Genomic DNA, 23,259 nt, shown 5'->3' with positions numbered 1-23,259 from the left:
GGGTGGCGGCGGCCAGGTCGGCGATGCGCCAGAGGACTGTCCAGACCTCGGCGGTCATGCGGGCTGAGCCGGAGGGCGAGGCCTCGATCGCTGACCGCAGCAGACCGGTCAGCAGCGGCGCGGTGTCACCAGCATCCTGTACGACGGGCAGGTACGACGGCTCGCCCACATCAGACGGGCGGAAGTGGGCATAGAGGTGTTCGGAGCGACCGCGGTAGTCGAACTGCACGAGCGCCCCGGCCGGGGTGAGCGACACGTAGCCGGGGGCCACGGCGTACGTCGTACCGGCGACTGTCAGGTCGCAGGAGTAGGTGTAGAGGTGCAGTTGCCAGAGGTCGGGGAGCTGGAAGACGTCGCGCAGCCGCCGGGTGCCGTGGATTCCGGATCCGACGTTGACGACCTCCGGCGGCGTGGCCAGTGGTAGCGCGATCATGGTGAAAAATTACCACCAGTGGTGATCACAACCCACGCGCAAGCACGAAGAATCGATCTAGCGTTGTGGAGTAGTAACCACCACCCCCGAGAGGGAGAACCATGCCCCATCCGCATCGCAAGAACCTCCTCAGCTCGGTTCAGATGGCGCATTTCGTCGCAACCGGCGCGCTCCGGATGGACGCCGTCGTGCCCGACGAGATGAACCGGCAGGCGATCGAGGTCCTCGACAACGGCATCCCCGGCGTCCCCTACGGCACCCCGCTGTCGGAGGCGTTCGTGGACAGCGAATTCGTCCAGCGGCTGGTGCAGCTGCCCGAGGTGGCCGGGGCGATCCACAGCCTGGTCGGCCCGGAGCCGACGGTCGACCATCACGCCGTGCACATCCGCAAGGCGAACGAGGGTGAGGCGCAGAACCTCCACGGTGACGCGATCATCGACGTCCGCCCGGACGCGTTCGACGTACAGCTCATGTACTACCCGCAGGACGTCACGCTGGAGATGGGCGGCACGCTGAGCGTCCCCGGCAGCCACCTGCGTCGCACCAACGAGTCCGACACCGGCCGCTACCAGAACCTGCTCGGTCAGACCCGTCTGGTCTGCCCGGCCGGCACCGTCCAGTTCCTGCACCACGGGATCTGGCACGGCGGCCGCAAGAACGACAGCGCCATCGACCGGTACATGTTCAAGATCCGCTTCAACCCGACCGTGCGTCAGGTCCGGCTGTGGAACCTCGAGGACCTGTACGACGACGAGGTGGCGCGCGAGCTGAGCCAGTCGTTCCCGTGGTACGAGAACGCGACCGGCCGGCTCGAGATCTACAACCGGGTGAAGCTGTGGCAGGCCATCACCGGTGACGACACCTTCGACCCGGACTACTGGGTCACCCGGGTGTCGAACCGCCCGCAGCGCGTGGTCTCCCAGCGCAGCGTCAACCCCCACGCCAAGAAGGTGATCGCATGACCGCAGCCGTTGAATCGCCCCAGCAGACCGTCCGCCAGCAGGTGCTGGTGCTGTACCTCGCCTCGTCCGCACTGGACGCGCGTGTCGTCGGCTGGTCGACGTACGACGGGACGGGCGCGACGTCGCCGACCACCGGGGACAGTGACGTACCGCCGTACGCGAACGGGCTGGAGGCGTTGAAGGACGGCTGGCGGTTGTTCCAGGCCGCGCAGTTGCTGCCGCCGCAGCCGGGACACGAGTACGACGTGTCGTTCCTGAAGCACGAGTTCTTCTTCGAAAAGCTCGTCACCGTTTGACGCACTGAGAGCCATGGCATCAGTAGCATCTGGTGCCATGGCTCAGTCGTATCCGCCCCCGCAGCTCGGCGCTCCGATCAAGCGCAGCCGGGGGCCGGTGGTGTTGTTCGTACTGCTCGTGGTGGTGCTGATCGCGGCTCTCGCGGGGATCGTCGTGATCGTGCTGAAGCGAGTGAACGAGGAGCCTCCACCCGCGAAGCCGGCCGCGGCGAACACGCTGCAGTTCCGGCGAGTGGTGAAACTCGAGCCGAACGCGTGCGCCAAGGCGCCGACTGTCGCGAATGTGCGCTGCAGTGCGGACGGAACGAAGTACACGCTGGGGAAAGTCGAGCTGGACGGTACGCACGTCACCGACGTACAGGCGTCTGCGGACACGCAAGGCACTGGCTGGCTGGTGACGCTGACGCTCGACTCCGCGGGCACCAAGACGTTCGCGACGCTGACCGGTCAGCTGGTAAAGGCGAAGCCGCCGGCCAATCAGCTGGCGATCGTGGTCAACGACCGGGTGGTGTCGGCGCCGAGTGTCTCGGCGCCGATCACGGCCGGGCGGGTTCAGATCTCTGGAAACTTCACGTCCAAGCAGGCCAAGCAACTGGTCGCGGACATCACCGGTTAGACCGGCAGGATGCAGACCGGCTTCGGCCAGCTCGTCGGGTCGCCGTCTGGCGTCAGGAGGCCGTTAGCGATCCCGTACGTCGCGATGGTGTCGGAGCGCTCGTTGGCGGCGTACAGGCCGGTGCCGTCCGTGCTGAAGGCCAGGTGGCGCGGCCAGTTGCCACCGGAGTCGATGGTCTGGACGAGCTCGGCCGAGAGGGCATCCGCAGCGAGAGCGAAGACGGCGATGGTGTCGTCGCCACGGTTGGAGCCGTAGAGGAAACGGCCGTCGGCGGAGATCAGCAGCTCGGCCGGGTAGCTCTCGCCAGGTGAGTCGGCTGGGCGGGTGGAGAGCGTCTGCACGACCTGCAGCTTGCCGCCGTCGTAGCTGCAGACGCTGAGCGTGGAGTCGAGCTCATTGATCACGTACGCCGCACTGCCATCCGGATGGAACACCAGGTGTCGCGGACCGGCGCCGGGGTGGATCCGCAGCAGGTCGACCGCTTCGAGGCGGCCTGCTGCGGTCAGCGTCGACGTGTAGACGGTGTCCGAGCCCAGGTCGACGTCGAAGACGAACTCGTCGAAGAACACGACCTGGTGGGCGTGCGGACCTTCCTGGCGATCGGCGTTCGGGCCGGTGCCCTCGCGCTGCAGGATCTGCGTCGCCGTACCGAGTGAGCCGTCGGCTTGGATCGGGTGGATCGCGATGGAGCCGGAGCTGTAGTTGGCCGACAGGAGGTAGGCGCCCGTCGGGTCGATGCCGAGGTGACACGGGTGCAGGCCCTCGGTCGGCTGGTCGTTCAGGAACTTCAGCCCGCCGTCGTCCTGGATCGCGAACGCACTGACGCGGCCGGTCTCCTCCTCGTTGGTCGCGTACAGGAACCGTCCGTCGGCCGACCGGACCAGGAACGACGGATCGGCGGTCGTCGCCGCCACCGCGATCCCGTCCAGGGTCCCGAACCCGATCCCCTCGCCGCCTCCCGGCTGACTGGTGTAGCTCCCGACATAGATCTGCTCAGCGGTCATAGCTCATACCCTGCCAGGTCAGTCAATGCCCGGCACTCCGGTGTCCAGCCCGTAGAGCGCCGACCCCCAGCCGAGGTCCTGCACCAGTACCTGCCACCCCAGCCGCCGGTACAACCGCGGCGCGGTCCGATCGTCGGCGTACGTCGTGAGGAGCATCCGCCGATGCGGAAGCCCGTCGACGAGCGCAGTCATCAACGCGGCCCCGATCCCCTGCCCCTGAGCCTCCGGAACAACGGCAAGCTCCACCACCTCGAAGTGCCCACCAATCCACTCCGCCGCGAGGTCGGGGGAAATCGCGGCAGCAATCCGATCCGACCACCACTGCCCCGGCCAGCCGGTGAACCCATAGGCAAATCCAAGAACAGAATCTTCCTGGGCCACGACCAGGCGGAAGTCGTCTCGGGCGGCGTGCGTGGGCAGTTGTTCGGTGGCAAAGCGCTCCCCGTCGGAGTGCTCCTCGCCTGCGAAGGCAGCGGCGAAGACCTCGCCTAGCTCGGTGGCGATGCCTAAAGATGCAGTTCGATCCAGGACGGCGATCACGCCCTCGATGCTGACATAACCTCGACCTCGTGGATACCGAAGCCTTCCTCCGCCGGATCGGCGTCACGCACGAGGAGAAGCCCAGCCTGGACGGTCTGACCCGCCTGCACGAGGCGTACGTCGACCAGATCCCGTACGAGTCGGTCCAGTACCAGCTCACCCCCGGTACGCCGCTCGATCTCGAGGAGACCGCCCGGCGGATCATCGCCCGCGAGACCGGCGGCTACTGCTTCCAGCTGAACGGCGTCCTCGCGCTGCTCCTCACCAACCTCGGCTACCAGGTGACCATGCACCGCGGTGGCGTCCAGACCCCGAACCTTCCGGGCGACGTGGATGGCGGTCACCTCGTGCTGACGGTGCGCGGCCTGGTCGAGGATCCGGAGCGGGTGTGGTTGGTCGACGCCGGTCTGGGCAACGGCCTCATCCACCCGACTCCGCTCGAGGCCGGCGCCTTCCACCAAGCCCCGTTCGACCTGGTCATCCGCCGTTCGGAGAAGACCACCGGCTGGCGGATGGACCACGATCCGCGCTTCGGCGTGTTCGGCATGGACTTCGAGGATGCGCCCGCCACCCTCGGCGACTTCGCCCACCGGCACGCCGAGCTGTCCGGCGAGCCCCAGTCCCCGTTCCGCCGTACGGCGTCGGTCTTCCGTCGCAAGCGCGATTCGATCGTCATCATGCGCTCGGTCAGCCGCACGGAGACGTTCGGCGACCGCGTCGACAGCAGCCTCATCGAGAACCAGGCGGACTACTTCGCGACCCTCGCGGACGAGTTCTTCCTGCCCCTCCCCCAGTACGACGGCACGCAGCGCGACCAACTGTGGCGTCGGATCTGGAAGCAGTACGAGGACTTCATCGCCCAATCCAATTAGCGGCGGGCGTGCCGGATCTTCAGCCGCCCGAACCCCATCGCCCCACTGATCCGAATCGTCGGCCCACCGGGCCCGGTGGGCTGTCGCGCCTTGTAGCGCACGTCTTTCCACCCGGTCTGCAGCGCCTCGATCTCGACGATCGCGTTCCGCGGAACCGTGATCCGCGCCTTCCCAGTCCCGAGCTGCAACTCGATGTCGACCACCGGATCCTCGAAGATCGCCTGCGACAGATCGAGCTGCACCCGCCCGAACGCGGACTCCACCTTGAGCTTCCGAGGCACCTTCCACACGCCACGCCGGTTGATCCGCCCACTCGCGGCACCGATGGCCGCCGTAGTCGCCGGGCGCTCCGCGGGGAGAGCGGTCAGCGCCACCTCAAGCTCGTTCTGCGCCTTTGCGGTCAGCACCTGATGCAGCCGCTCATCCAGCTCCTCGTGCGTGATAAACCCACCGGTGTACGCACTCTGCAGACGCTGGACGGCGGCATTGCGGTCCTCGTCGCCGATCCGCGACGGCTCTTCCGGTGAAAGGCTCACCGGTTCACCCTAGCGGTGGATCAGGTTGCCAACGCGAATAGTGTGCTGGGCAGCACCGAGACCACGACCGCGGCTGCGGTGAACAGCGAGACCATCACGACGGCCGGCGTCTCGATGTCGACCGAGAACGGGTCGTCGGCCGGCAGCAGGAAGAGTTCGGCAACCCAACGCAGGTACACCGCGAGGCCGATCATCACGTTGATCGCCATCACGATCGCCAGCCAGCCGAGGTGCGCATCGATGACTGCCTGGAACGCCGCGAACTTGGTGAACAACCCGGCCAGCCCCGGCGGTAGACCGGCGAGCACGACCAGGAAGAAGATCAGCGCCACCGCGAGCCCAGGCTCCGAGCGAACCATGCCGCGATAATCCGAGAGCAGCCCGCGAGGCCGATGCCGCTGCACGACCGCCACGGCACCGAAGGCGCCCAGCGTGACGACGACGTACGCCGCGAGGTACCCGACGACCGCTTGCGCATCACCGACCGCCAAAGGCGCAAGCAGGAAGCCGACCTGGCCGATCGACGACCACGCGAGCAGCCGCACGGCCTCTCGTTGCCGCAGCGCAGCCAGGTTCCCGACGGTCATCGTGACGGCGGCCAGGACCGCGATCACCAGCCGCAGATCGGAACCGTCCGGCGCGATCCCCGTCACCACCAGGACGAGCAGCCCCGCGACACCCGCCGACTTCGACACGACGGCCAGGAACGCGGTCACCTCGACCGGCGCGCCGACGTACGTGTCCGGAAGCCAAGCATGGAACGGTACGGCGGCGATCTTGAACGCGAACCCGACGACCACGAACAACCCGGCCGCAAACGCGACCCGCTGCAGGTTCGCGTCGAGGCCGTTGAGCCGGTTCGCGATCGTGGTCAGGTACAGCGACCCAGTCACGCCGTACAGATAGGAGATGCCGAAAAGCATCACCGCGGTCGACAGCACCGAGACCAGGAAGGCCTTCAGCGCAGCCTCGGAACCACGGCGGTCTCGGCGCAGCGCGACCAGCGCGAAGCTCGGCAGCGACACGACCTCGAGCCCGATCACGACCGTCGCCAGGTCGCGCGCCCCGGCCAGCGTGGTCGCGCCGACCAGCGCGCTGAGCAGCAGGAAGTGGTACTCACCAACGGGGATGTCCGCCGACAACAGCCGGTACGCCGATAGTCCGACGACCCCGAGCCCGCCGATCAGCAGCACGCCCCACAGCCCCGCGGTCAGCGGCTCGAACACGAGACTGCACTCGGCCGGCCCCTCGGTCACCGGCCGACAGAAGGCGGGCTTGAAGTCATCGCGCTGAGCCCAGACGAAGACCAGTCCGAACAGGATCACCGCGCCGGTCAGCAGGGTGACGACGGTATGCCGGAGTTGTGCCGGCGAGCTGCGCCAGAACGCGTCGATGAGCAGTACGGCGACTGCGCCGATCGCCAGCACCAGCGGTACGGCGATGGCCTGCCAGTCTGTCCAGGTGAGCGTCACAGGTTCCCCCACTGGTGCAGAAGCAGGCTGGGCCAGACGCCGAGCAGCACGGTCAGCACGATCAGCGGCGACCAGGTGAGCAACTCGATCCGGCTCAGGTCGACCGCAAAGGCACTGGCCGGATTCTCGGCCGGGTCGCCCTGGCAGAGGTTGCGGATCAGCCGCAGGAAGTAGGCCGCGGTCAGCACGGTGCCGACTCCGGCGATCACCATGAACACCAGATAAGTTGCCCGCGGCAACGAGCTCGCCGGGTTGTAGGCGCCCAGCAGAACCAGCATCTCGCCCCAGAACCCGGCCAGCCCCGGCAACCCAAGCGATGCCAGGCAGGCGAACGTGAGCAATGCCCCGATCCGCGGCAACCGCGCGTACAGGGCCCGGCCGATCGTGCGCAGGTCGCTGGTGTCGTGGCGGTCCTTAATGGCGCCGGCGAGGAAGAACAGCAGGCCGGTGATGATGCCGTGGGCGATGTTCGCGAACAGAGCGCCTTGCATCCCGGCGTCCGAGAGCGAGGCGATCCCGAGCCCGATGAAGCCCATGTGGCCGACACTCGAGTACGCGATCAGGCGCTTCACATCGGTCTGACCGAGGCAGGCTAGCGACCCGGCGATGATCGCGACGGTCGAGAAACCAGCCAGGTACGGCGCGATCGTCACCGTCGCGTCGGGCAGGACCGGGACGAGGATCCGGATGAGCCCATACGTCCCGAGCTTCAGCAGGACACCGGCCAGGATCACCGACCCGACCGTCGGAGCCTTCGCATGCGCATCCGGCAGCCAGATGTGCAGCGGCCACAACGGCACCTTTACCGCGAGCCCGACAGCGATGAGCAGTGCGGCAGCCAGCGGTACGCCGTGCCCGCCGAGCACCGGCGAATTCGTCAGCTGCACGAGGTCGAACGTCCCGGCCTGCCGGTAGACGAGCAGGAACCCGAGCAGCATCAGCGCGGACCCGAACACCGTCATCAGCACGAACGTGGTCGCGGCCCGCTTGCGCCCGGCCCGGTCGTGGTCGTCACCCCAGATGTCGATGATCAGCCACATCGGGATCAGCACGATCTCGAAGCAGACGAAGAACAGCACCAGGTCCATCGCACTGAACGCACCGATCACGCCCGCCTCGATCACCAGCAGCAACGCGATCAGCGAACGCATCCGCCCGATCCGCGGGGTGATCTTCAACGAGTAGATGCAGCACAGGAACGTCAGCAGCGCGGTGAGGATGATGAGCGGCAGCGAGATGGTGTCGATACCGATGTGGAAGCGGACGCCGAGCGGCGGGATCCACGGGATGTCCGTGACGGCACGCAGCGGCCGGAAGGTGTCACCAGGCGAAAGGCCGCCGTCTTGGCTGGTGTAGGCGAACCAGCCGCCGGCGGGCGACCAGAGCAGGACCGAGCCGACCAGGACGACGCCGGACACGACCGCGCCGTACGCCGCAGCCAGCCGATCACCGAGCTGGATCGGGAGCGCCCAAAGCGCCAGCGCGGCGAGCAGCGGGAGGATCAGGATGCCGAGGAGGACGGCGACCTCGAAGCTGTTGTTCGCCGTGTGCACGGTGGTCATCGGGCGATCACCCCGGCCAGGATCGCGAGGGCTACGACGCCGACGACGGCGCCGGTGAGGTAGGTCTGGACGTTGCCGGTTTGCAGCAGGCGGAAGCCTTGGGACGCCAGCGTCCCGGTCCGGCCGACTGCGCGCACGTAGCCACCGATCACGTCGCGATCCCCCAGCACACTCAACTTCGACAGCCAACGCACCGGCACCACGAACAATCCGTGGTACGCCCGGTCCATCCCGAACTCACGCTCCAGCACGACCGGCCGCGGGTCCGCACCGCGCGACCACAGCGAGTACGCCGGGAGTACGCCGAACAGCACGAGGACCGTGGACGCCAACGCGATCACCCAGTTGAGGTGCAGACCGTCGACGTACCCGAGGGCGATCGCGGCCACCGCCAGTAGGACGAGCGGGCCGAGCATCAGCCAGGGCGCGTCCTTGAGTTTCGAGGTGTCGGGGTCTTCGAGATCCGCCATCGGGTCGTCCTGCTCGAACGCGCCCATCGCGCCAGCCAGAGCCGGCGTTCGGAAGAACACCCACAGCCAGAGCCGCGCGCAGTAGAACGCGGTGAACGCCGCCGTGAGCCCGACCGACGCCAACACAACCCAGCCGATCGCCGAACCGTCCTCATGCGCGTGATCCCACGCGGCTTCCAGCACGGTGTCCTTGGAGAAGAACCCCGCAAACCCCGGTACGCCGGCCAGTGCCGCAAGGCCGACCGTCATTGTCACGAAGGTCACCCGCAACGTCTTCCGCAGCTTCCCGCGGCGCGTGTACCGGCGGAGCACCACGAAGGCGGCGCTGCCGACCTGATGCAGCAGCACGCCGGCGCAGAGGAACAGCAGAGCCTTGAACGCTGCATGCGTGACCAGGTGGAAGAGCGCGGCGTGCCGCCCTTCCCGGGTCCCCAACGACAAGGCGGAGAACATGATCGCCAACTGACTGACCGTCGACCAGGCCAGCACCCGCTTGACCTCGACCGCGTTCATCGCGCAGAGCGCGGCGAACAGCATGGTCACGCAGGCGATCACCGCGAGCACGGTCATCGTGGTCGCCGAGGCCGAGAAAACGTCGTACAGGCGGGCGATCAGGAAGACACCGGCGGCCACCATGGTCGCCGCGTGGATCAGCGCGCTGACCGGGCTCGGACCGGGCATCGCGTCCGGAAGCCAGGTCTGCAAAGGAACCTGGGCCGACTTGCCGACGACACCGACCAGGAGCAGCAGGGTGCCGGCGGTCAGAACTCCGGGCGAGACCTGCGCCGGGTCGAACTCGGAGATTCGGAAGGTGCCCGCGCCGACGCCGAGAACGAAGATGCCGAACAGGAAACCGACATCGGCGAGCCGGGTCATCAGGAACGCCTTGACCGCGCCGGAGCGGGCGTCGCGCCGCTCCCAGTAGTGGCTGATCAGCAGGTACGAGCAGGCGCCCATCACCTCCCACCCGATCAGCAGCAGGAACAGGCTGTCCGCGACGACCACGGTCGCCATCGCGGCGGTGAAGAGCGTGACAAGTGCGTGGTACGACGCCGCGCGCTGGTGCAGGTAGCCGAGCGAGTAGACCTGCACGCAGGTCGCCACGACTCCGACCACCGCGAGCAGCAGCACGGTCAGATCGTCGGTGCGAACCGCGAACCCGATGGTCAGGTCGCCGATCTGCGAGTTCAGGAACGAGGCTTGGCCGGGATCGGCGCCGTACAGGAGACCGGCGATCAGCAGCAGGAGCAGCGAGAAGCCGACACCGGCCACCCGCCAGACAGTCGCGATCACGTCGGCGACTCCTCGTGCTCGACCAGGTCGCGGGCTGCGTCCGCGTCGACGTGACCGTGGCCGCGGAACAGCAGCAGCACGATCGCCAGCCCCAGCCCGATCTCGGCCGCGGCCAGCGTGATCACGAAGACCGCGAGGGTCTGACCGGTGGCCAGGCCGTCGAGGTGCCACGCGTCGAACGCGACCAGGTTGAGGTTGACCGCGTTGAGCATCAGCTCGAGCGACATCAGGATGGTGACCGCGTTGCGGCGCGCCAGGACGCCGTACACGCCGAGGCAGAACAGGACGACCGCCAGCAGCAGCGGGAGGACCAGCGGCATCTCAGTCCTCCTTCTTCCGCTGGGACAACGCGATCGCTCCGATCAGCGCGGCCAGCAGCAGCACCGAGAGGATCTCGAACGGCAACACCCAGGTCTTGAAGATCGAGGTACCGACAGCGTTTGCGGATCCGGCTGGAACGGTACCGATCTTTTCGTTGCCGAAGGCAAATACCACGCCGGAACCGAGGAGCAGCGCGAGGACGACCGCGACGGCGGCCGCGAACGGGCTGCGGGCGGTGGTCAGATTCGGGAGCGGATTCGTCGGGGCCTTGGTGAGCATCAGGGCGAACAGGACGAGTACGACGATGGCGCCGACGTACACGAGGATCTGGACGAGGGCGACGAACTCGGCATGCAGGGCGCCGAAACATCCGGCGACCGCGCCGAGCGTGACGACCAGCCAGAGGGCCGCGTGCACGATCCGGCGCGAGGTCACGACCATCACGGCGGAGGCCACTGCCACCGCACCGGCGACAGCGAAGAGAGCAGTCGTCACGCCTCGTCCTCCACGGCGGTGACGGCGGGGCCCGGGTCGATCGGCTGTGGGGCCGGGACGGTCCACATCCAGTCGCGCAGGCGGTCCTTCTCGTGCGTGAGGTTGCGGAGCTCGGTCTCGGCGTACTCGAACTCGGGGGACCAGAACAACGCGTCGAACGGGCAGGCCTCGATACAGATCCCGCAGTACATGCACAGACTGAAGTCGATCGCGAAGCGATCCAGCACGTTCCGGCTACGCTCCCGCGCCTGCTCCCCCACCGACGGCGCCGTCTCCGTGTGCGAGTCGATGTAGATGCACCAGCTCGGGCACTCGCGCGCACAGAGCATGCAGGAGGTGCAGTTCTCCTCCATCAACGCGATCACGCCCCGCGACCGCGGCGGGAGCTCCGGCTGGACGTCCGGATACTGCTCCGTGACGGACCGACGGCCCAAGGTCTTCGCGGTGACCTTCAGCCCATCGATCAGACCTCTCCCCGGTACAGCCACGCTCCACCTCCCCGTCGAACTCCTGTATTAGCAGGACACTAGTCGGTTCCGCCCCGTTCCGGTGCCAACCTGACGGTCAGATGACGCCGATCGACACCTCGACCGCGTTCGCCGCCAGCGCGCCGAGATCGTGTTTGTCACCAGTGAGGATGAATCCGCCCGGCTCGGCCAACGCCACCAGAGCTGCGTCGACCGCCGATCCACGACCGGCCATAGTGCGTAGCATCGCAGCCCGCCGCGCCTTCGGCACCGTGAGGCTCGTGGCGATGTCACAACCCTTGAGAAATCGATGGGTCAGCGCGTCCTTGTGCGGATGACCGGTCAGGCATTCGATCAGCACCGGCGACGGAACCGTCGGCGGCCACAGATCCTCACTGCCGAACACGGCCATGATCGCCCGGGCGTCGTCCGAAGCCTCGGCGAGAAACGTCACGGCGCCACTGTCGAGAAACAGCTCGGGCATCTCAGCTCGCCTTCGTCTCGTGCGCCCCGGGCTGCACGTCAGGTTCTTCCACAGGTGGGTTCAGGTGCGCCTTGATGCGAGCGGCAAGATCCTCGGCTCGGCCAAGCGCCTCCGAAGACGGCTCACCGAACTCATGCAGCGCGTCCTCCAGGAACTCCTCCATGGCAAGAATCAGCTCCTCACGGCGAATCTCGGCGCGAATAGCCCCCTGCAGGAGCTCTGACACAGGCAGCTTGCGTGACTTCACCTCTGCATACAGGTCATCCGGGAGATAGATCTGCATTCTTGGCATACGCCTACTATACACACATCTGAATACTCACAGTTCTCTTTCCAGGCGGGCCGCGACCTGGCGATAGCGGCTCACCGGTATCAGGTGAACGCCGTCGAAGGCGCCCGAGTCACGGATGCGGAGGATCTGTTCGCAGGCGTGGTCGACGCCGGCGTCGCGGTCCTCGTCGACGGCTTTGATCAGACTGTCGGGGATGGTGAGCTGTGGGAGGGCGGCCAAGTTGCGGGCCATCGTGGGGCTGGCGAGCACCATCACACCGGCGTAGACGGGGATGTTCAGGTCGACGGATTCGCGCCAGCGGAGGAGCTCGTCGACGTCGTAACTGATCTGCACGAAGAGGAAGTCGGCTTCGGCTTTCCAGAGCGGGACCGGGCGTAGGCGGGTGGTCGCGCCGACCTGGAAGGGCTTGAGACCCGGGTACGTCGTCGCTCGCGTCTGCTCGATCATGGCGCGAACCGTGAGCTGGCTGGTGCGGGCGCCCTCGGCCGGGTCGTCGCCGTGGACGAAGAGGAACTGCTCGACGCCGTACGCCGCCGCCGTGAGCAGGTCACGCCGGAAGCCGAGCAGGTTGCGGTCGCGCGAGTTCAAGCACGCGATCCCGCGCGACCCCATCGCCTGCACCTCGTTAGCCACCGCAACACTCGAGACAGTCGCCCGGCCGATGTGGTTGTCCGGGATGAGGAACGCGTCGGCGATCGGGCTCATCACCCCGATCTGGTGCCGCACCTTCTTCAGATCAGGCCGCGTTGGCGGCTCCACCTCACAAATCAACTCAAATCCCGGCATACCGCCGACCCTACTGATGTGACCGGGTTCAGCCCTGGGATGGGCGGACCTCGATCGCGAGAGGCTCGAGGACCTTGGCTACCTTGCGTGCCCAGTGGAGGGCGGCGTCCAGGTCGTCGGCTTCGATGACTGTGAAACCGCCGAGGTGTTCCTTTACCTCGATGTAGGGGCCGTCGGTGACCAGCACGTCGCCGCTGGACGCCTTCAGGACGGTGGCGGTCTCCGGCGGGTGGAGGCCGGCCGCGAACACCCACACGCCCGCCGCCTGCATCTCCTCGTTCACGGCCTGCAGTTCGCGCATGATCTTCTCGAGAACCTCCGGCTCCGGCGCGGGTCCGTCCGGCTGGTAAATGCTCAGCAAGTACTGCGTCATCATGACCTCCTGGTTCCTAGTCTCACCCCTACTACGAACCGGCCGAGCCTAGATCGACAGCAGCCCGCACCCTGCTCCCCTTCGCGCCCAAAGATAGGTCCGCTGCTCTTTGTGCACAGACACCCACTTTGAGAACCCACCAACCATTCCGACAGGCTCTGTGTGGTTGGCAGCTACTCAATGATGCGATCAGTGCACAAAGGTGCGGCGGCTGCTCTTTGGGCGGGAGGGCGGGGCGAGGCGGGGACTGGGGCGGGAGGGCATGCAACCTCCGGAGTGGCCCAGGTACTCGGGCAGGGTGTGGGAATGACACGGGACCGGGCGGAGTTCGAGGACTTCGTCGCGGCTAGATACGGGCAGCTGCTGCGGACGGCGTACCTGCTGACCCAGGATCGGGCGCTGGCCGAGGACCTGGTGCAGACGACGCTGGCCAAGTGCTGGCTGGCCTGGGCCCGGATCGAGGAGCCGGGCGCGTATGTGCACCGGACGATGCTGAACACCTACTCCGCCTGGTGGCGCCGCCGCTGGAACGGCGAGTACCCGACCGACGAACTCCCCAACGATCCGCAGTACGACGGCGAACCCGCGGTCGACCTGGGCAGCGCGTTGAAGCGACTCCCGCGGCGGATGCGGGCGGTCGTCGTACTGCGGTTCTACGAGGACCTCTCGGAGGCGGAAACCGCGCGGGTGCTCGGCTGTTCGGTCGGCACCGTCAAGAGCCAGACCAGCCGGGCGCTGGCGAAACTCCGCATCGATCCCCGTCTCGTCTCCCTGGAGCAGTCATGAGCCTCGACGAACTTCGGCGCCACCTCAGCGACCAGGCGGCCGAGATCGACCTCACCACCCCGGTCCCGCTCACCGAGGTACACCACCGGGCGACCCAGGTACGGCGCCGCCGGATCGCGACCGGGGTGGTCTGGGCAGCGGCCTGCGTGGTCACGGTCGCCGCCGTCCTGAACGGTACGCAGGTCCTCGATCGCAGCGAGCCGGCGACGACCCCGACCCCCCTTCCGGCGCGGGTCACGTCGCCGCCGGACGACGGCATGCCAACCAGCCCGGTCAAGCCGGCCAAGGGCGACTACGTGATCAACGGCGTCAACTACCAGGCCAATGTGGCCGGCGCCGAACTGCAGGTGGCCAAAGTCAATGATCGGCCGCTGTCGTTCTCCTGGACACCGACCGATACGAAGGTCGACTTCCGGGTCTTCTGCACGATCCCCGGCAACGGGGCGGCGGGCGGCATGGGCGCCGTCGTACTGCGGCTCAATGGCAAGGTCGTCACGACCCGGCCCTGCGACAACGTGTCCGATCCGCTGCCGGGCGAGCGTTTCGGCGCCGACCCGAGCCAGGACCTGGGCGTGCGCGTCGGCCGGACCGTCCAGCTGACCGCAACAGTTGTCGACGGCAACGGTCGTGAGGTGAAGTCGCCCGGCCTGCTGCTGGGTGCGGCCGTCTACACCCGCGCCGAGATCCGCGCCTTCGGTCCCCCGTACAACTACGTCGAACTCCCGGTCTTCGCCCAGTTCCACGGTCGGCTGTACCGCCTGGACGAGGGCCAGACCAGCCCCACGTCCGGCCCTCGCTTGGCGAACATCGAGATCCAGGGCCCCGCCTTCGAGCCGTACCTCGCCGTCTTCGGCGTCGAGGGCAGCGGCCTGGCGCAGTCGCTGGAACTAGCAGGCACGCCGGGCGGCCGGTCCTTCGAGTTCACCCCCGCCGACGGCCTGGCCTCCGGCCTCCACATAGCGCCGGTCCCCGCCCAAGCCGCCGGCCCGGTCATCTTCCGCCAAACCGGGAACCTGGTGGCCTCCGGAGAACTGTTCCTAGCCCTGTACCACGCTGTTGAGTGACGCTAGCGACAGGACATAGTCGTATACGTAGACGCCGGCGCCCGCGTGGGAGATCCGCGCGGGCGCCGTCTCATACCTATACGTCCTGTCGTTAGCGTTGCACCTTGGGGTTGTCGATGGCCCAGTACCAGTCGTTGTCCCCGTTGGTGAGGGACCAGGTGAGCTTGAGGGTGCGGGCGCCGGCGGGGACGGGGATGGTGAGGCGCTCCTGTTTGGCGATGGCGTCGGCGGTGTAGGTGAGGACCGCCTTGGGCGCCGCGTTGTCGAAGGTGGCGAGCACGGTCGCGGTCTCGTTGCCGCTCTTCAGGTAGTGCGAGGAGAAGGTGACGGTCGCGGTCGTGGCGCCGGTGACGTCGTACGCCGGTGACGACAGCTTGCTGTTGAACAGACCGCTCCGGGACTTATCGGACCACTCATCGGAGTCGGCCACCGCGAAGACACCGCGCGCCCGCACGTTGCCCTCGCGCGACTGATCCGGAGCAGCGCGGGTCCAGAAGTCGTCCGTGGTGAACGACCAGCCCTGCCATTCGCGCACTCCACCGGTACCGAGACCAGCGTTGTCGATCGTCCATCCCGCCGGTGTGGAGTGCGTCCAGCCCTTCACGTCAGCCGGTACGCCGGTCTCATCCAGACGCGACTGCAGTGAGCCGACGAGCGAGTCGAACGGATCCGCGGGCGGTGTCGCCAGACCGTCGATATCGGGCGCAACCACTCCGAACCGGCTCAGCACGATGGCCGCGATATCCACGTTCTTCGGGGCGACCGCCGGCGTACCAGGCGTCGTACCGGGGCCGTTGCGGATGATGAACGACGACCGCTCCGCGACCGAGCTTCCGCCGTGACCACCGGATTCGGTGTGGCCGTGGTCGGAGGTGACCAGGATGGTCCAGTCCTCGTTCGAGTACGTCGGCCGCGCGCGGACCGCGCTCAGCAGCGTCGCGATGTGCTTATCGGTCTGCTCGGTGGCCTTCCGGTAGCAGGCACCGGCGGCACCACAGCTGTGACCGGCGATGTCGACGTCCCCGAAGTACACGAAGGACGCGTCGGGACCGGTGTCCTTCAGGTAGGCCGCGGCGTCGGTCGCGATCTTGGCGTCGGCGGCCGCCCAGCCGAGGGCGTCGCCGTCGAGCGTCACCTTCTTCTGGATCTCGTCGCTGAAGATCGCCTGCCCGGCGCTGTTGGTGGTCAGCGGCGTCCAGTCGGCGATCGCGTACGTCGACAGTTCGGGGCGGGCGCGCTCGATCCGGGTCAGGAAGTCCGGGTACTGGGTCAGGTTCGAACCCGTCCCCCAGTTGTTGCTCTTCACCATGTGTTTGTCCGGCCAGACACCGGTCGCGTTGGTCGCCCACCCCGGTCCCGAGACGGTCGGGGCGAACGGCGAGGCGTACAAGGAGGTCTTGGCGGCTGAGCCGGTACTGATCAGGCTCTTCATGGCCGGGGTGTTGAAGGCCTGGATCTTGGTCAGCATCGCACCGTCGATGCCGATCACCAGCACCTTCTGCGTGCGGGCGGACGGGGCGTCGGCAACCCCGAACGCGGAGGTCGCGAGCAGGCTGGTGGCGGCGACGATACCGAGAGCGGTGATTGCGAGGGGGCGGTTCACGGGCTCCTCCGAAGGGTCTTTGATTGGTCCGGACCAATGCCATCAGGGATGTGCCGCGAGATCAACGGCTCGGCAGTGGCGCCCAGGTGAATCTCAGAAGACAGTGAGCAAAAGCGGTCAAGACCGACAGGCCGCGGATCGGCAGGATCTAGGTATGGATCTGTTCGTGGCGTTGGTGGATGTGGTCGGCGAGAGCATGGACGACGTGTCCGCGTCCGGGGCCGAGCTGGCTCGGCGGTTGCACCTGTCGCGGTTCCACTGCGACCGGATCGCGACGGCGGTGGCGGGCGAGACCCCGATCGCTCTGCGACGACGGCTGCTGCTGGAACGAGCGGCGTACCAGCTGGCCGGTACTGACCGCGGCATTCTCGATATCGCGGTCGATGCCGGGTTCGGGTCGCACGAGGCGTTCACGCGGGCGTTCTCCCGGTCGTACGGGACGACGCCGAAACAGTGGCGCCGGCAGCCGACGCACCCGTTCTTCCTCGACGCACCGAGCGGGGTCCATTTCCATCCACCGGCAGGCCTCCGCCTGCCGGCCCGACGAAAGGTCACCAGCATGGACATCGTCACCGGTCTCGCCGACCACCACGTGAGTCTGCTCGGCGAACTGATCGACCGCGCCCGCGACATCTCCCCCGAGGTCCTCGACGGCCCGATCCCCGCACCCGACCTGGACGAGCCGCCGATCACGCCGAGGCGGATGCTCGACCGGATGGTCTGGCAACTCGAGATGTGGCTCGCGGCCGTGGCCGCCGAACCGTTCGAGTTCCCGGAGAGCGGTCGTGCCGTCTCGCTCGGCCAGCTTCGCGATCGCTACGACGTGGCCGGACCGCGGTTCCTCGAGCTCGTCCGCCGGGTCAGTGCCGAGAACACCTTCGACGAAACCTTCGTCGACTCGACCTGCGCTCCGCCCAAGGTGTCCAGCTACGGGAGCATGATCGCGCACGTGCTCACATTTGCCGCCGTACGCCGAACACTCGTCGTCGACGCGTTCGTCAAGGCCGGCCTGACCGACCTCGGGTACGGCGACCCAGCGCCGTTCCTGGCGAGGTCCTGATCCGCATGGCGGACTGGGCAGGCGTCGGCCGAGTCGCGGGTGAGCTCCCCTCGACTGCTCTAGCTCGGGTCGGCGGGCAGGGACACGGTGATCTGTAGACCGCCTGCGGGGTGGGGTACGGCGGTGACGGTTCCGCCGTGGGCTTCGGCGACGGAGCGGACGATCGACAGGCCCAGTCCTGCTCCCTTTCCACCGACTAGTCGTTCGGAACCTAGTCGGTAGAACGGCTTGAACAACGCCTCCACCTCGTACGGCGGGATCTCCGGCCCGGTGTTGGTCACCTCGACTTGCACCTGGTCGCCCGCGGTCCGCGACATCACCCGGACCCACCTGTCGCCCGAGGGCAGGTTGTGGCGGATGCCGTTCTCCACCAGGTTGTGGACGAGGCGTTCCAGCAGCAGCGCGTCACCCCGGGTCGGCGCGTCGCCGGGACCGCGGATGACCTCGACCCCGGTCGCGGCAGCCTCCGCACCGACCTGACCGGCAACGTGGTCGACGACGTCCGCAAGATTGACCGGGTACAGCGTGGTCAACTGCTTCTCCGAGTCGGCCAGAATCAGCAGCCCGTCGATCAGCTGCTCATGCCGAGCGTTGATCGTGAGCAGGCTCTCCCCCAACTCCTGCACATCCGCGGAAGCAGTCCGCCGATGCATCGCCACTTCAACGAGAGCGCGTCCGAGAGTGAGCGGCGTCCGCAACTCATGGGACGCGTTGGCGACGAACCGCCGCTGACCGTCGAACGAATGGTCCAGCCGCTCAACCATGGTGTCGAACGCGTCCGCCAGGTTCTTCACCTCGTCATCAGGCCCGCGCAGAGCGATCCGCTCGTGCAGCGCCGCCGGTGACGCCGCAATGCGCCGGGCTGTATCCGTGACCCGATGCAGCGGCGCCAGCACTCGCCCGGCAACCAGCCAGCCAAAACCAGCCGCCAGCGCGCCAACCGCGACCAGTGCGATGCTCCCCTGGGTCACAAGCGACTTGGTAGCCGCCCGCCGCACCTGCTCACGCTGCTCCCGCATCGCCTGCTCAGCAGCCGCACCGGTGATCACAGCACCGTCTTTAGTCGTGGTGAACACCTGGTTCGGCAGCGGCGCCTGCCCTCCCGGTGGCGGGGTGAGATAGGTCCCCTGCACGATCACTCGGTACTGCTGCCCGAAGTTGTTGCTGAACAACACATACGTCAGTCCGAGCAGCAGTGCGCCGGCCGCCAGGAACAGGCCGCCGTACAGCAGCGTCAGCCGACCCCGCAGCGTCAGGGGATGCGGTAGCCAACGCCGGTGACCGTCTCCACCAGCCCGGGCTCGCCCAGCTTCCGGCGCAGCTTGAGGATGGTCAGCCGCACCACTCCGGTGAACGGATCCACGTGCTCGTCCCATGCCTTCTCCAGCAGTTGTTCGGCCGACACAGTCGCACCGTCGGCTCTGAGGAGCTCCGCGAGTACGGCGAACTCCTTCTTGGACAGCGGGACATAGCGACCGTCCCGGAACACCTCGTGCCGCGCCGGATCCAGCGTGACGCCTGCACGCCGCAGTACCGGCGGATCGGCCGGATGACTCCGCCTACCCAGCGCCAGCACCCGTGCCGCCAGCTCGGCGAAGGCGAACGGCTTGGTCAGGTAGTCGTCCGCACCGAGCCCGAGCCCGAAGACCCGGTCCGTGACCGCAGCCGCCGCAGTCAGCATCAGCACCCGAGTCATCGACCCGGACGCCACCACCTGCCGGCACACCTCATCACCGTGTACGACGGGGATGTCGCGGTCCAGCACCAGTACGTCGTACTCGTTCGTGGTCAGCCGTTCGAGCGCAGCGGCACCGTCTCCCGCCACGTCGACCGCATGCGAGTCGTCGCGCAACCACTCCGCGATCGCTGCTGCCAGCAGCGGCTCGTCCTCGACCACCAGTACGCGCACAGTGCCCATGATCCCCGACGACCAGGTTTCCTCCGCGTTATCGCTCTCGGAAACAGCCGGGAAACGGCCTGCCGCGAAAGCTGTCGACATCAACCGAACACGAGGAGATGTCATGCGCAAGACCACCCTGGCCACCGCGGCGCTGGCGGCCGTCGTACTGATGCTGACTGGTTGTGGAGGGAACGCACCGGACACGCAGGTCGCGTCCGGCTCCGGCGCCCAGTCGCAGGCCACCGCACCGACCAGTGCGCCGCCCAGCCTGAGCCGGGACGAGATGGCGGTCAAGTTCACCCAGTGCCTGCGGGAGAACGGGCTGGACGTACCGGACCCGGAGCCTGGCAAAGGACCGCTGCTGAAGTTCGGCCCGGAGTCGGGTGTCTCCCGGGAGCAGGTCGACAAGGCCATGGAGGCGTGCCGGCAGTACAACCCGCAGGCCGACAGCGCACCGGACCCGCAGCAGGAGGAGAACGGGCGCAAGTACGCCGAGTGCATGCGGAAGAACGGCGTGGAGAAGTTCCCGGACCCGAAGCCGGGTCAGCGCGGCGTCATGATCGGCCCGGAGGTCGGTGACGACCCCGACTTCCAGAAGGCACAGGACGCGTGCCAGAGCATCCTGGCGGCGCGCTGATGCGCAGAGTGCTGACCGCTGTGGTCGTCCTGGCTGCCGGCGGAGCGATGAGCGCGTTCCTGGTGAACCGGGGCGACACCAGCCAGGCTGCGAACCAGACCGCGCAGCCGCTGCCGGTCAACACCACCAAGGTCACTCAGCAGACGCTCAAGGACACTGAGACCGAAGACGGCGAGCTCGGCTTCGGTACGACGGCCACTGCGGTCAACCGGATCGCCGGAACAATCACCAGCCTGCCTGACAGCGGTCAGGAGCTCCGGCGCGGCAGCACCGTCTACAGCGTCGACAACAAGCCAACCACGTTGCTGTACGGCGCTCTGCCGTCGTACCGGCGGTTGGCGGACGGGAGCGAGGGACCGGATGTCCGGCAGCTCGAGCAGAACCTGCTGGCGATGGGTTATGACGGTTTCACCGTTGATGACGAGTACACCGCCAACACGGCCGAGGCTGTCGAGGAGTGGCAGGAGGACCTCGGCCTGGACGAGACCGGTGTGGTGGAGCTGGGGGCTGTGCTCTTCGCACCCGCCCACATCCGGGTCGACAGTGTGCAGGCCGAGGAGGGCGCACCGCTCGGTCCGAATCAGCCGGTGCTCACCTACACCGGCACTCGGAAGGCCGTGACGGTTCAGCTGGACGCTGCGGACCAGCGGCTCGCGAAGCCACAGTCGAAGGTCGACCTCACCTTGCCGGACGGGAAGTCCGTACCGGGCAAGGTGGAGAAGGTGTCGACGGTGATCATCCCGGCCGCCAGCCCGGACAAGGATCCGGAGACCAAGGTCGAGGTGATCGTTGCCATCGACAACCAAAAGGCGGTCGCGGCCTGGGCGCTCGCCTCCGTCGACGTCACCTTCACCGCCTCGGAACGCAAGAACGTGCTGACCGTCCCGGTCGCCGCGCTGGTCGCCCTGCGCGAAGGCGGCTTCGGCGTCGAGGTCACCGACGGTACGTCGTCGCGGTACGTGCCGGTGAAGGCCGGCCTGTTCGCCAGCGGTCAGGTCGAGATCAGCGGCGCCGGAATCAAGGCTGGCACGGTAGTCGGGATCCCGAAATGATCGAGTTGAGCAAGGTGACCAAGGTGTACCCGGGCGGGGTGACCGCCCTCGGCGGAGTCAGCCTGCGGATCGACCGCGGCGAACTGGTCGCGATCGTCGGCCCGTCCGGTTCCGGCAAGTCGACGATGCTGAACGTCCTCGGCACCCTCGACCGACCGAGCTCCGGCACGGTCCGGATCGATCAGTACGACGTCGCGCGACTCTCCGACTCGGGTCTGTCCGCGTTGCGGGCGACCCGGATCGGGTTCGTGTTCCAGCAGTTCCACCTGGCGTCCGGCCGACGTGCCCTGGACAACGTGGCCGACGGTCTTCTCTACTCGGGACTCCGCTCATCGGTACGACGCAAGCGGGCCGCGACCGCGTTGGAACGGGTCGGCCTCGCCCACCGGATGGACCACGAACCCCATGAGCTATCCGGTGGCGAGCGACAACGCGTCGCCGTTGCACGAGCGGTCGCAGGCGAACCCGCCGTACTGCTGGCTGATGAACCGACCGGGGCGCTCGACTCGGCGTCCGGTGCCGGCGTGATGGAGCTCCTGCGAGACCTACACGCAAGCGGCACCACGGTCGTCGTCATCACCCACGACCGAGACATCGCCGCCGCCCTGCCACGCCAGGTCCGAATGCGCGACGGCCTAATCCTGGAGGATGCGACATGAGCCGTGCGGGACGGGGAGTGAGCGAGTTGCGGCCGGCGGGGCTGGGGGTGCGCGACGTCGTACGGGTTGGTGCGGTCGGGTTGCGGACCCGGCCGATGCGGGCCTTCCTCTCCGCGTTGGGGATTGCGATCGGGATCGCGGCGATGATCGCGGTGGTCGGCATCTCGTCGTCCTCGCGCGCCGAACTCGACGGTCAACTCGATGCCCTGGGCACCAATCTGCTCACGGTCGCGCCGGGAACCCGGCTGACCGGCGAGCAGGCTCAGCTGCCACTGACCGCAGAGGAGATGGTCGGCCGGATCGCGCCCGTCCGGGCCGAGTCGGCGGTCGGGACGGTCGACGGCGCCTCGGTGTACCGGAGCAACAAGATCCCGGCCATCGAGACGAACGGCATCATCGCGTACGCCGCCCGGACGAATCTGCTCGACACGATCGGCGCAACGCTTCGCAGTGGCAAGTGGATCGACGCCGCGACCGGCCGCTACCCGGCGACCGTGCTCGGCGCCGGCGCCGCCGAGCGGCTCGGGATCACCCGCGCGGGTCCGGAGGTCCAGGTGCTGATCGGCAACACCTGGTTCACCGTGCTCGGCATCCTCGAACCGGCCGCGCTGGCACCAGAACTGGACGCTGCCGCGTTGATGGGTTGGCCGGCCGCCGCCAGTTCGCTGGCCTTCGACGGACACGCAACCACGATCTACACCCGCTCGGACGACGCCCAGGTCGAGGCAGTCCGATCGGTGCTCGGGGCAACGGCCAACCCGGAGGCCCCGAACGAGGTCGAGGTGTCCCGACCGTCCGACGCCCTCGCGGCGAAACAGGCCGCCGGTCAGGCCTTCACCGGTCTACTACTCGGCCTCGGCGCGGTCGCACTCCTGGTCGGCGGGGTCGGCGTCGCCAACATCATGGTGATCTCGGTCCTGGAACGCCGCGCCGAGATCGGCCTCCGCCGCTCACTCGGCGCAACCCGCGGGCAGATCCGCACCCAGTTCCTGACCGAGTCCCTGCTGCTCTCCGCCCTCGGCGGGATCGGCGGGGCGCTCCTCGGATCCGCGGTCACGGCCGCCTACGCGTCGTACCAGAACTGGCTAACGGTCATCCCACCCTGGGCCCTGGCAGGCGGAGTGGCCGCCACCCTGGTCATCGGCGGCCTGGCCGGTCTCTACCCGGCGATCCGCGCAGCCCGCCTCTCCCCCACCGAAGCCCTCGCCACTCCCTGAGTGACTC

At 67.7% G+C, this 23,259-nt stretch carries 26 protein-coding genes and 2 pseudogenes; 11 read left to right on the top strand and 17 right to left on the bottom strand.

Features of this window, described 5'->3' with window-relative positions:
* Positions 1-433, bottom strand: a pseudogene (locus ABD231_RS01645) (AraC family transcriptional regulator); the annotation flags it as partial.
* Positions 434-534: 101 nt separating this feature from the next.
* Between ABD231_RS01645 and ABD231_RS01640 the strand changes: the two are divergent.
* From ABD231_RS01640 to ABD231_RS01630, 3 genes are read left to right on the top strand one after another with little or no spacing between them, the layout of a single operon-like run.
* Positions 535-1,395, top strand: coding sequence for a phytanoyl-CoA dioxygenase family protein (locus tag ABD231_RS01640; protein ID WP_344144378.1), 861 nt, complete (start codon positions 535-537; stop codon positions 1,393-1,395).
* Positions 1,392-1,691, top strand: a complete 300-nt coding sequence (locus ABD231_RS01635; protein ID WP_344144375.1) for a hypothetical protein — start codon at positions 1,392-1,394, stop codon at positions 1,689-1,691. Before ABD231_RS01640 ends, ABD231_RS01635 begins: the two co-directional genes overlap by 4 nt.
* A 37-nt stretch (positions 1,692-1,728) precedes the next feature.
* Positions 1,729-2,307 carry a SecDF P1 head subdomain-containing protein gene (locus ABD231_RS01630; protein ID WP_344144372.1) on the top strand — a complete coding sequence of 193 codons (579 nt, stop codon included), beginning with the start codon at positions 1,729-1,731 and terminating at the stop codon, positions 2,305-2,307.
* On the opposite strand, the gene ABD231_RS01625 is transcribed toward ABD231_RS01630, so the two are convergent.
* Together ABD231_RS01625 and ABD231_RS01620 are read right to left on the bottom strand one after the other, a co-directional pair.
* Complete coding sequence (locus ABD231_RS01625; RefSeq protein WP_344144370.1) at positions 2,304-3,311, bottom strand: lactonase family protein; 1,008 nt, start codon at positions 3,309-3,311, stop codon at positions 2,304-2,306. The genes ABD231_RS01630 and ABD231_RS01625 overlap by 4 nt on opposite strands.
* Positions 3,312-3,329: 18 nt before the next feature.
* Positions 3,330-3,851, bottom strand: a complete 522-nt coding sequence (locus ABD231_RS01620; RefSeq protein ID WP_344144368.1) for a GNAT family N-acetyltransferase — start codon at positions 3,849-3,851, stop codon at positions 3,330-3,332.
* A 29-nt stretch (positions 3,852-3,880) separates the two neighbouring features.
* Between ABD231_RS01620 and ABD231_RS01615 the strand changes: the two genes are divergently transcribed.
* On the top strand, positions 3,881-4,723 hold the full coding sequence (locus ABD231_RS01615; protein WP_344144366.1) for an arylamine N-acetyltransferase family protein: 843 nt from the start codon (positions 3,881-3,883) through the stop codon (positions 4,721-4,723).
* On the opposite strand, the gene ABD231_RS01610 is transcribed toward ABD231_RS01615, so the two are convergent.
* The 11 genes and pseudogenes from ABD231_RS01610 to ABD231_RS01560 all read right to left on the bottom strand — a co-directional run bounded on the left by ABD231_RS01610 (position 4,720) and on the right by ABD231_RS01560 (position 13,274).
* The gene (locus ABD231_RS01610; RefSeq protein WP_344144364.1) at positions 4,720-5,259 is read right to left on the bottom strand and encodes a DUF1707 SHOCT-like domain-containing protein; all 540 of its coding nucleotides are present in this window, start codon (positions 5,257-5,259) and stop codon (positions 4,720-4,722) included. The genes ABD231_RS01615 and ABD231_RS01610 overlap by 4 nt on opposite strands.
* A 20-nt stretch (positions 5,260-5,279) precedes the next feature.
* Positions 5,280-6,731: an NADH-quinone oxidoreductase subunit N gene (locus ABD231_RS01605; protein WP_344144361.1), complete on the bottom strand. Its 1,452-nt coding sequence runs from the start codon at positions 6,729-6,731 to the stop codon at positions 5,280-5,282.
* A complete protein-coding gene (locus tag ABD231_RS01600) occupies positions 6,728-8,293 on the bottom strand; it encodes a complex I subunit 4 family protein (RefSeq protein WP_344144358.1) in 1,566 nt (521 codons plus the stop codon). Before ABD231_RS01600 ends, ABD231_RS01605 begins: the two co-directional genes overlap by 4 nt.
* On the bottom strand, positions 8,290-10,056 hold the full coding sequence (locus ABD231_RS01595) for an NADH-quinone oxidoreductase subunit 5 family protein (protein ID WP_344144355.1): 1,767 nt from the start codon (positions 10,054-10,056) through the stop codon (positions 8,290-8,292). Before ABD231_RS01595 ends, ABD231_RS01600 begins: the two co-directional genes overlap by 4 nt.
* Positions 10,053-10,376: an NADH-quinone oxidoreductase subunit NuoK gene (gene nuoK / locus ABD231_RS01590; protein WP_132407902.1), complete on the bottom strand. Its 324-nt coding sequence runs from the start codon at positions 10,374-10,376 to the stop codon at positions 10,053-10,055. The genes ABD231_RS01595 and nuoK overlap by 4 nt, the downstream gene beginning before the upstream one ends.
* A 1-nt stretch (position 10,377) precedes the next feature.
* Positions 10,378-10,872: an NADH-quinone oxidoreductase subunit J family protein gene (locus tag ABD231_RS01585; RefSeq protein ID WP_344144351.1), complete on the bottom strand. Its 495-nt coding sequence runs from the start codon at positions 10,870-10,872 to the stop codon at positions 10,378-10,380.
* Between the two features lie 137 nt (positions 10,873-11,009).
* A pseudogene (locus tag ABD231_RS01580) lies at positions 11,010-11,225 on the bottom strand (4Fe-4S binding protein); the annotation flags it as partial.
* A gap of 211 nt (positions 11,226-11,436) precedes the next feature.
* The gene (locus ABD231_RS01575) at positions 11,437-11,823 is read right to left on the bottom strand and encodes a hypothetical protein (RefSeq protein WP_344144348.1); all 387 of its coding nucleotides are present in this window, start codon (positions 11,821-11,823) and stop codon (positions 11,437-11,439) included.
* A gap of 1 nt (position 11,824) precedes the next feature.
* Positions 11,825-12,115 (bottom strand): hypothetical protein, encoded by a 291-nt coding sequence (locus ABD231_RS01570; RefSeq protein ID WP_344144345.1) that lies wholly within the window; start codon positions 12,113-12,115, stop codon positions 11,825-11,827.
* Positions 12,116-12,142: 27 nt separating this feature from the next.
* Positions 12,143-12,901 (bottom strand): methylenetetrahydrofolate reductase, encoded by a 759-nt coding sequence (locus tag ABD231_RS01565; RefSeq protein WP_344144342.1) that lies wholly within the window; start codon positions 12,899-12,901, stop codon positions 12,143-12,145.
* A gap of 28 nt (positions 12,902-12,929) precedes the next feature.
* Entirely contained in the window at positions 12,930-13,274 is a 345-nt protein-coding gene (locus ABD231_RS01560; RefSeq protein WP_344144339.1) for a YciI family protein, read from the bottom strand.
* Positions 13,275-13,580: 306 nt separating this feature from the next.
* On the opposite strand from ABD231_RS01560, the gene ABD231_RS01555 reads away from it, so the two are divergent.
* Together ABD231_RS01555 and ABD231_RS01550 are read left to right on the top strand one after the other, a co-directional pair.
* Positions 13,581-14,060, top strand: a complete 480-nt coding sequence (locus ABD231_RS01555) for a SigE family RNA polymerase sigma factor (RefSeq protein WP_344144336.1) — start codon at positions 13,581-13,583, stop codon at positions 14,058-14,060.
* A complete protein-coding gene (locus ABD231_RS01550; protein WP_344144333.1) occupies positions 14,057-15,124 on the top strand; it encodes a hypothetical protein in 1,068 nt (355 codons plus the stop codon). Before ABD231_RS01555 ends, ABD231_RS01550 begins: the two co-directional genes overlap by 4 nt.
* Before the next feature lie 91 nt (positions 15,125-15,215).
* Here ABD231_RS01550 and ABD231_RS01545 read toward each other — a convergent pair whose 3' ends face one another.
* The gene (locus ABD231_RS01545; RefSeq protein WP_344144330.1) at positions 15,216-16,727 is read right to left on the bottom strand and encodes an alkaline phosphatase family protein; all 1,512 of its coding nucleotides are present in this window, start codon (positions 16,725-16,727) and stop codon (positions 15,216-15,218) included.
* A 154-nt stretch (positions 16,728-16,881) separates the two neighbouring features.
* Here ABD231_RS01545 and ABD231_RS01540 point away from each other — a divergent pair, with 154 nt between their 5' ends.
* Positions 16,882-17,787, top strand: a complete 906-nt coding sequence (locus ABD231_RS01540; RefSeq protein WP_344144327.1) for a helix-turn-helix domain-containing protein — start codon at positions 16,882-16,884, stop codon at positions 17,785-17,787.
* 59 nt (positions 17,788-17,846) lie between these two features.
* Here ABD231_RS01540 and ABD231_RS01535 read toward each other — a convergent pair whose 3' ends face one another.
* Together ABD231_RS01535 and ABD231_RS01530 are read right to left on the bottom strand one after the other, a co-directional pair.
* Positions 17,847-19,004, bottom strand: a complete 1,158-nt coding sequence (locus ABD231_RS01535; protein WP_425554147.1) for a sensor histidine kinase — start codon at positions 19,002-19,004, stop codon at positions 17,847-17,849.
* A 35-nt stretch (positions 19,005-19,039) separates the two neighbouring features.
* Positions 19,040-19,696, bottom strand: a complete 657-nt coding sequence (locus ABD231_RS01530) for a response regulator transcription factor (RefSeq protein WP_344145573.1) — start codon at positions 19,694-19,696, stop codon at positions 19,040-19,042.
* A gap of 112 nt (positions 19,697-19,808) precedes the next feature.
* On the opposite strand from ABD231_RS01530, the gene ABD231_RS01525 reads away from it, so the two are divergent.
* The 4 genes from ABD231_RS01525 to ABD231_RS01510 are packed head-to-tail and all read left to right on the top strand — an operon-like array spanning position 19,809 to position 23,252.
* The gene (locus ABD231_RS01525) at positions 19,809-20,324 is read left to right on the top strand and encodes a hypothetical protein (protein WP_344144324.1); all 516 of its coding nucleotides are present in this window, start codon (positions 19,809-19,811) and stop codon (positions 20,322-20,324) included.
* The gene (locus tag ABD231_RS01520) at positions 20,297-21,376 is read left to right on the top strand and encodes an efflux RND transporter periplasmic adaptor subunit (RefSeq protein WP_344144321.1); all 1,080 of its coding nucleotides are present in this window, start codon (positions 20,297-20,299) and stop codon (positions 21,374-21,376) included. Before ABD231_RS01525 ends, ABD231_RS01520 begins: the two co-directional genes overlap by 28 nt.
* The gene (locus ABD231_RS01515) at positions 21,373-22,035 is read left to right on the top strand and encodes an ABC transporter ATP-binding protein (protein WP_344144318.1); all 663 of its coding nucleotides are present in this window, start codon (positions 21,373-21,375) and stop codon (positions 22,033-22,035) included. Before ABD231_RS01520 ends, ABD231_RS01515 begins: the two co-directional genes overlap by 4 nt.
* The gene (locus ABD231_RS01510; RefSeq protein WP_344144314.1) at positions 22,032-23,252 is read left to right on the top strand and encodes an ABC transporter permease; all 1,221 of its coding nucleotides are present in this window, start codon (positions 22,032-22,034) and stop codon (positions 23,250-23,252) included. The genes ABD231_RS01515 and ABD231_RS01510 overlap by 4 nt, the downstream gene beginning before the upstream one ends.
* Positions 23,253-23,259 lie beyond the last annotated feature (7 nt).

The sequence above is a fragment of the Kribbella yunnanensis genome (assembly GCF_039529655.1).
In the GTDB taxonomy this organism is placed as follows: domain Bacteria; phylum Actinomycetota; class Actinomycetes; order Propionibacteriales; family Kribbellaceae; genus Kribbella; species Kribbella yunnanensis.
This window is presented reverse-complemented; position numbering and strand designations above follow the sequence as displayed.

What these genes read in the sequence shown, in the direction of transcription:
- ABD231_RS01640 (WP_344144378.1), top strand. Translation starts at nt 535, where the DNA reads ATGCCCCATCCGCATCGCAAGAACCTCCTCAGCTCGGTTCAGATGGCG.
- ABD231_RS01635 (WP_344144375.1), top strand. Translation starts at nt 1,392, where the DNA reads ATGACCGCAGCCGTTGAATCGCCCCAGCAGACCGTCCGCCAGCAGGTG.
- ABD231_RS01630 (WP_344144372.1), top strand. Translation starts at nt 1,729, where the DNA reads ATGGCTCAGTCGTATCCGCCCCCGCAGCTCGGCGCTCCGATCAAGCGC.
- ABD231_RS01625 (WP_344144370.1), bottom strand. Translation starts at nt 3,311, where the DNA reads ATGACCGCTGAGCAGATCTATGTCGGGAGCTACACCAGTCAGCCGGGA.
- ABD231_RS01600 (WP_344144358.1), bottom strand. Translation starts at nt 8,293, where the DNA reads ATGACCACCGTGCACACGGCGAACAACAGCTTCGAGGTCGCCGTCCTC.
- nuoK (WP_132407902.1), bottom strand. Translation starts at nt 10,376, where the DNA reads ATGCCGCTGGTCCTCCCGCTGCTGCTGGCGGTCGTCCTGTTCTGCCTC.
- ABD231_RS01575 (WP_344144348.1), bottom strand. Translation starts at nt 11,823, where the DNA reads ATGCCCGAGCTGTTTCTCGACAGTGGCGCCGTGACGTTTCTCGCCGAG.
- ABD231_RS01570 (WP_344144345.1), bottom strand. Translation starts at nt 12,115, where the DNA reads ATGCCAAGAATGCAGATCTATCTCCCGGATGACCTGTATGCAGAGGTG.
- ABD231_RS01565 (WP_344144342.1), bottom strand. Translation starts at nt 12,901, where the DNA reads ATGCCGGGATTTGAGTTGATTTGTGAGGTGGAGCCGCCAACGCGGCCT.
- ABD231_RS01560 (WP_344144339.1), bottom strand. Translation starts at nt 13,274, where the DNA reads ATGACGCAGTACTTGCTGAGCATTTACCAGCCGGACGGACCCGCGCCG.
- ABD231_RS01555 (WP_344144336.1), top strand. Translation starts at nt 13,581, where the DNA reads ATGACACGGGACCGGGCGGAGTTCGAGGACTTCGTCGCGGCTAGATAC.
- ABD231_RS01550 (WP_344144333.1), top strand. Translation starts at nt 14,057, where the DNA reads ATGAGCCTCGACGAACTTCGGCGCCACCTCAGCGACCAGGCGGCCGAG.
- ABD231_RS01540 (WP_344144327.1), top strand. Translation starts at nt 16,882, where the DNA reads ATGGATCTGTTCGTGGCGTTGGTGGATGTGGTCGGCGAGAGCATGGAC.
- ABD231_RS01525 (WP_344144324.1), top strand. Translation starts at nt 19,809, where the DNA reads ATGCGCAAGACCACCCTGGCCACCGCGGCGCTGGCGGCCGTCGTACTG.
- ABD231_RS01515 (WP_344144318.1), top strand. Translation starts at nt 21,373, where the DNA reads ATGATCGAGTTGAGCAAGGTGACCAAGGTGTACCCGGGCGGGGTGACC.
- ABD231_RS01510 (WP_344144314.1), top strand. Translation starts at nt 22,032, where the DNA reads ATGAGCCGTGCGGGACGGGGAGTGAGCGAGTTGCGGCCGGCGGGGCTG.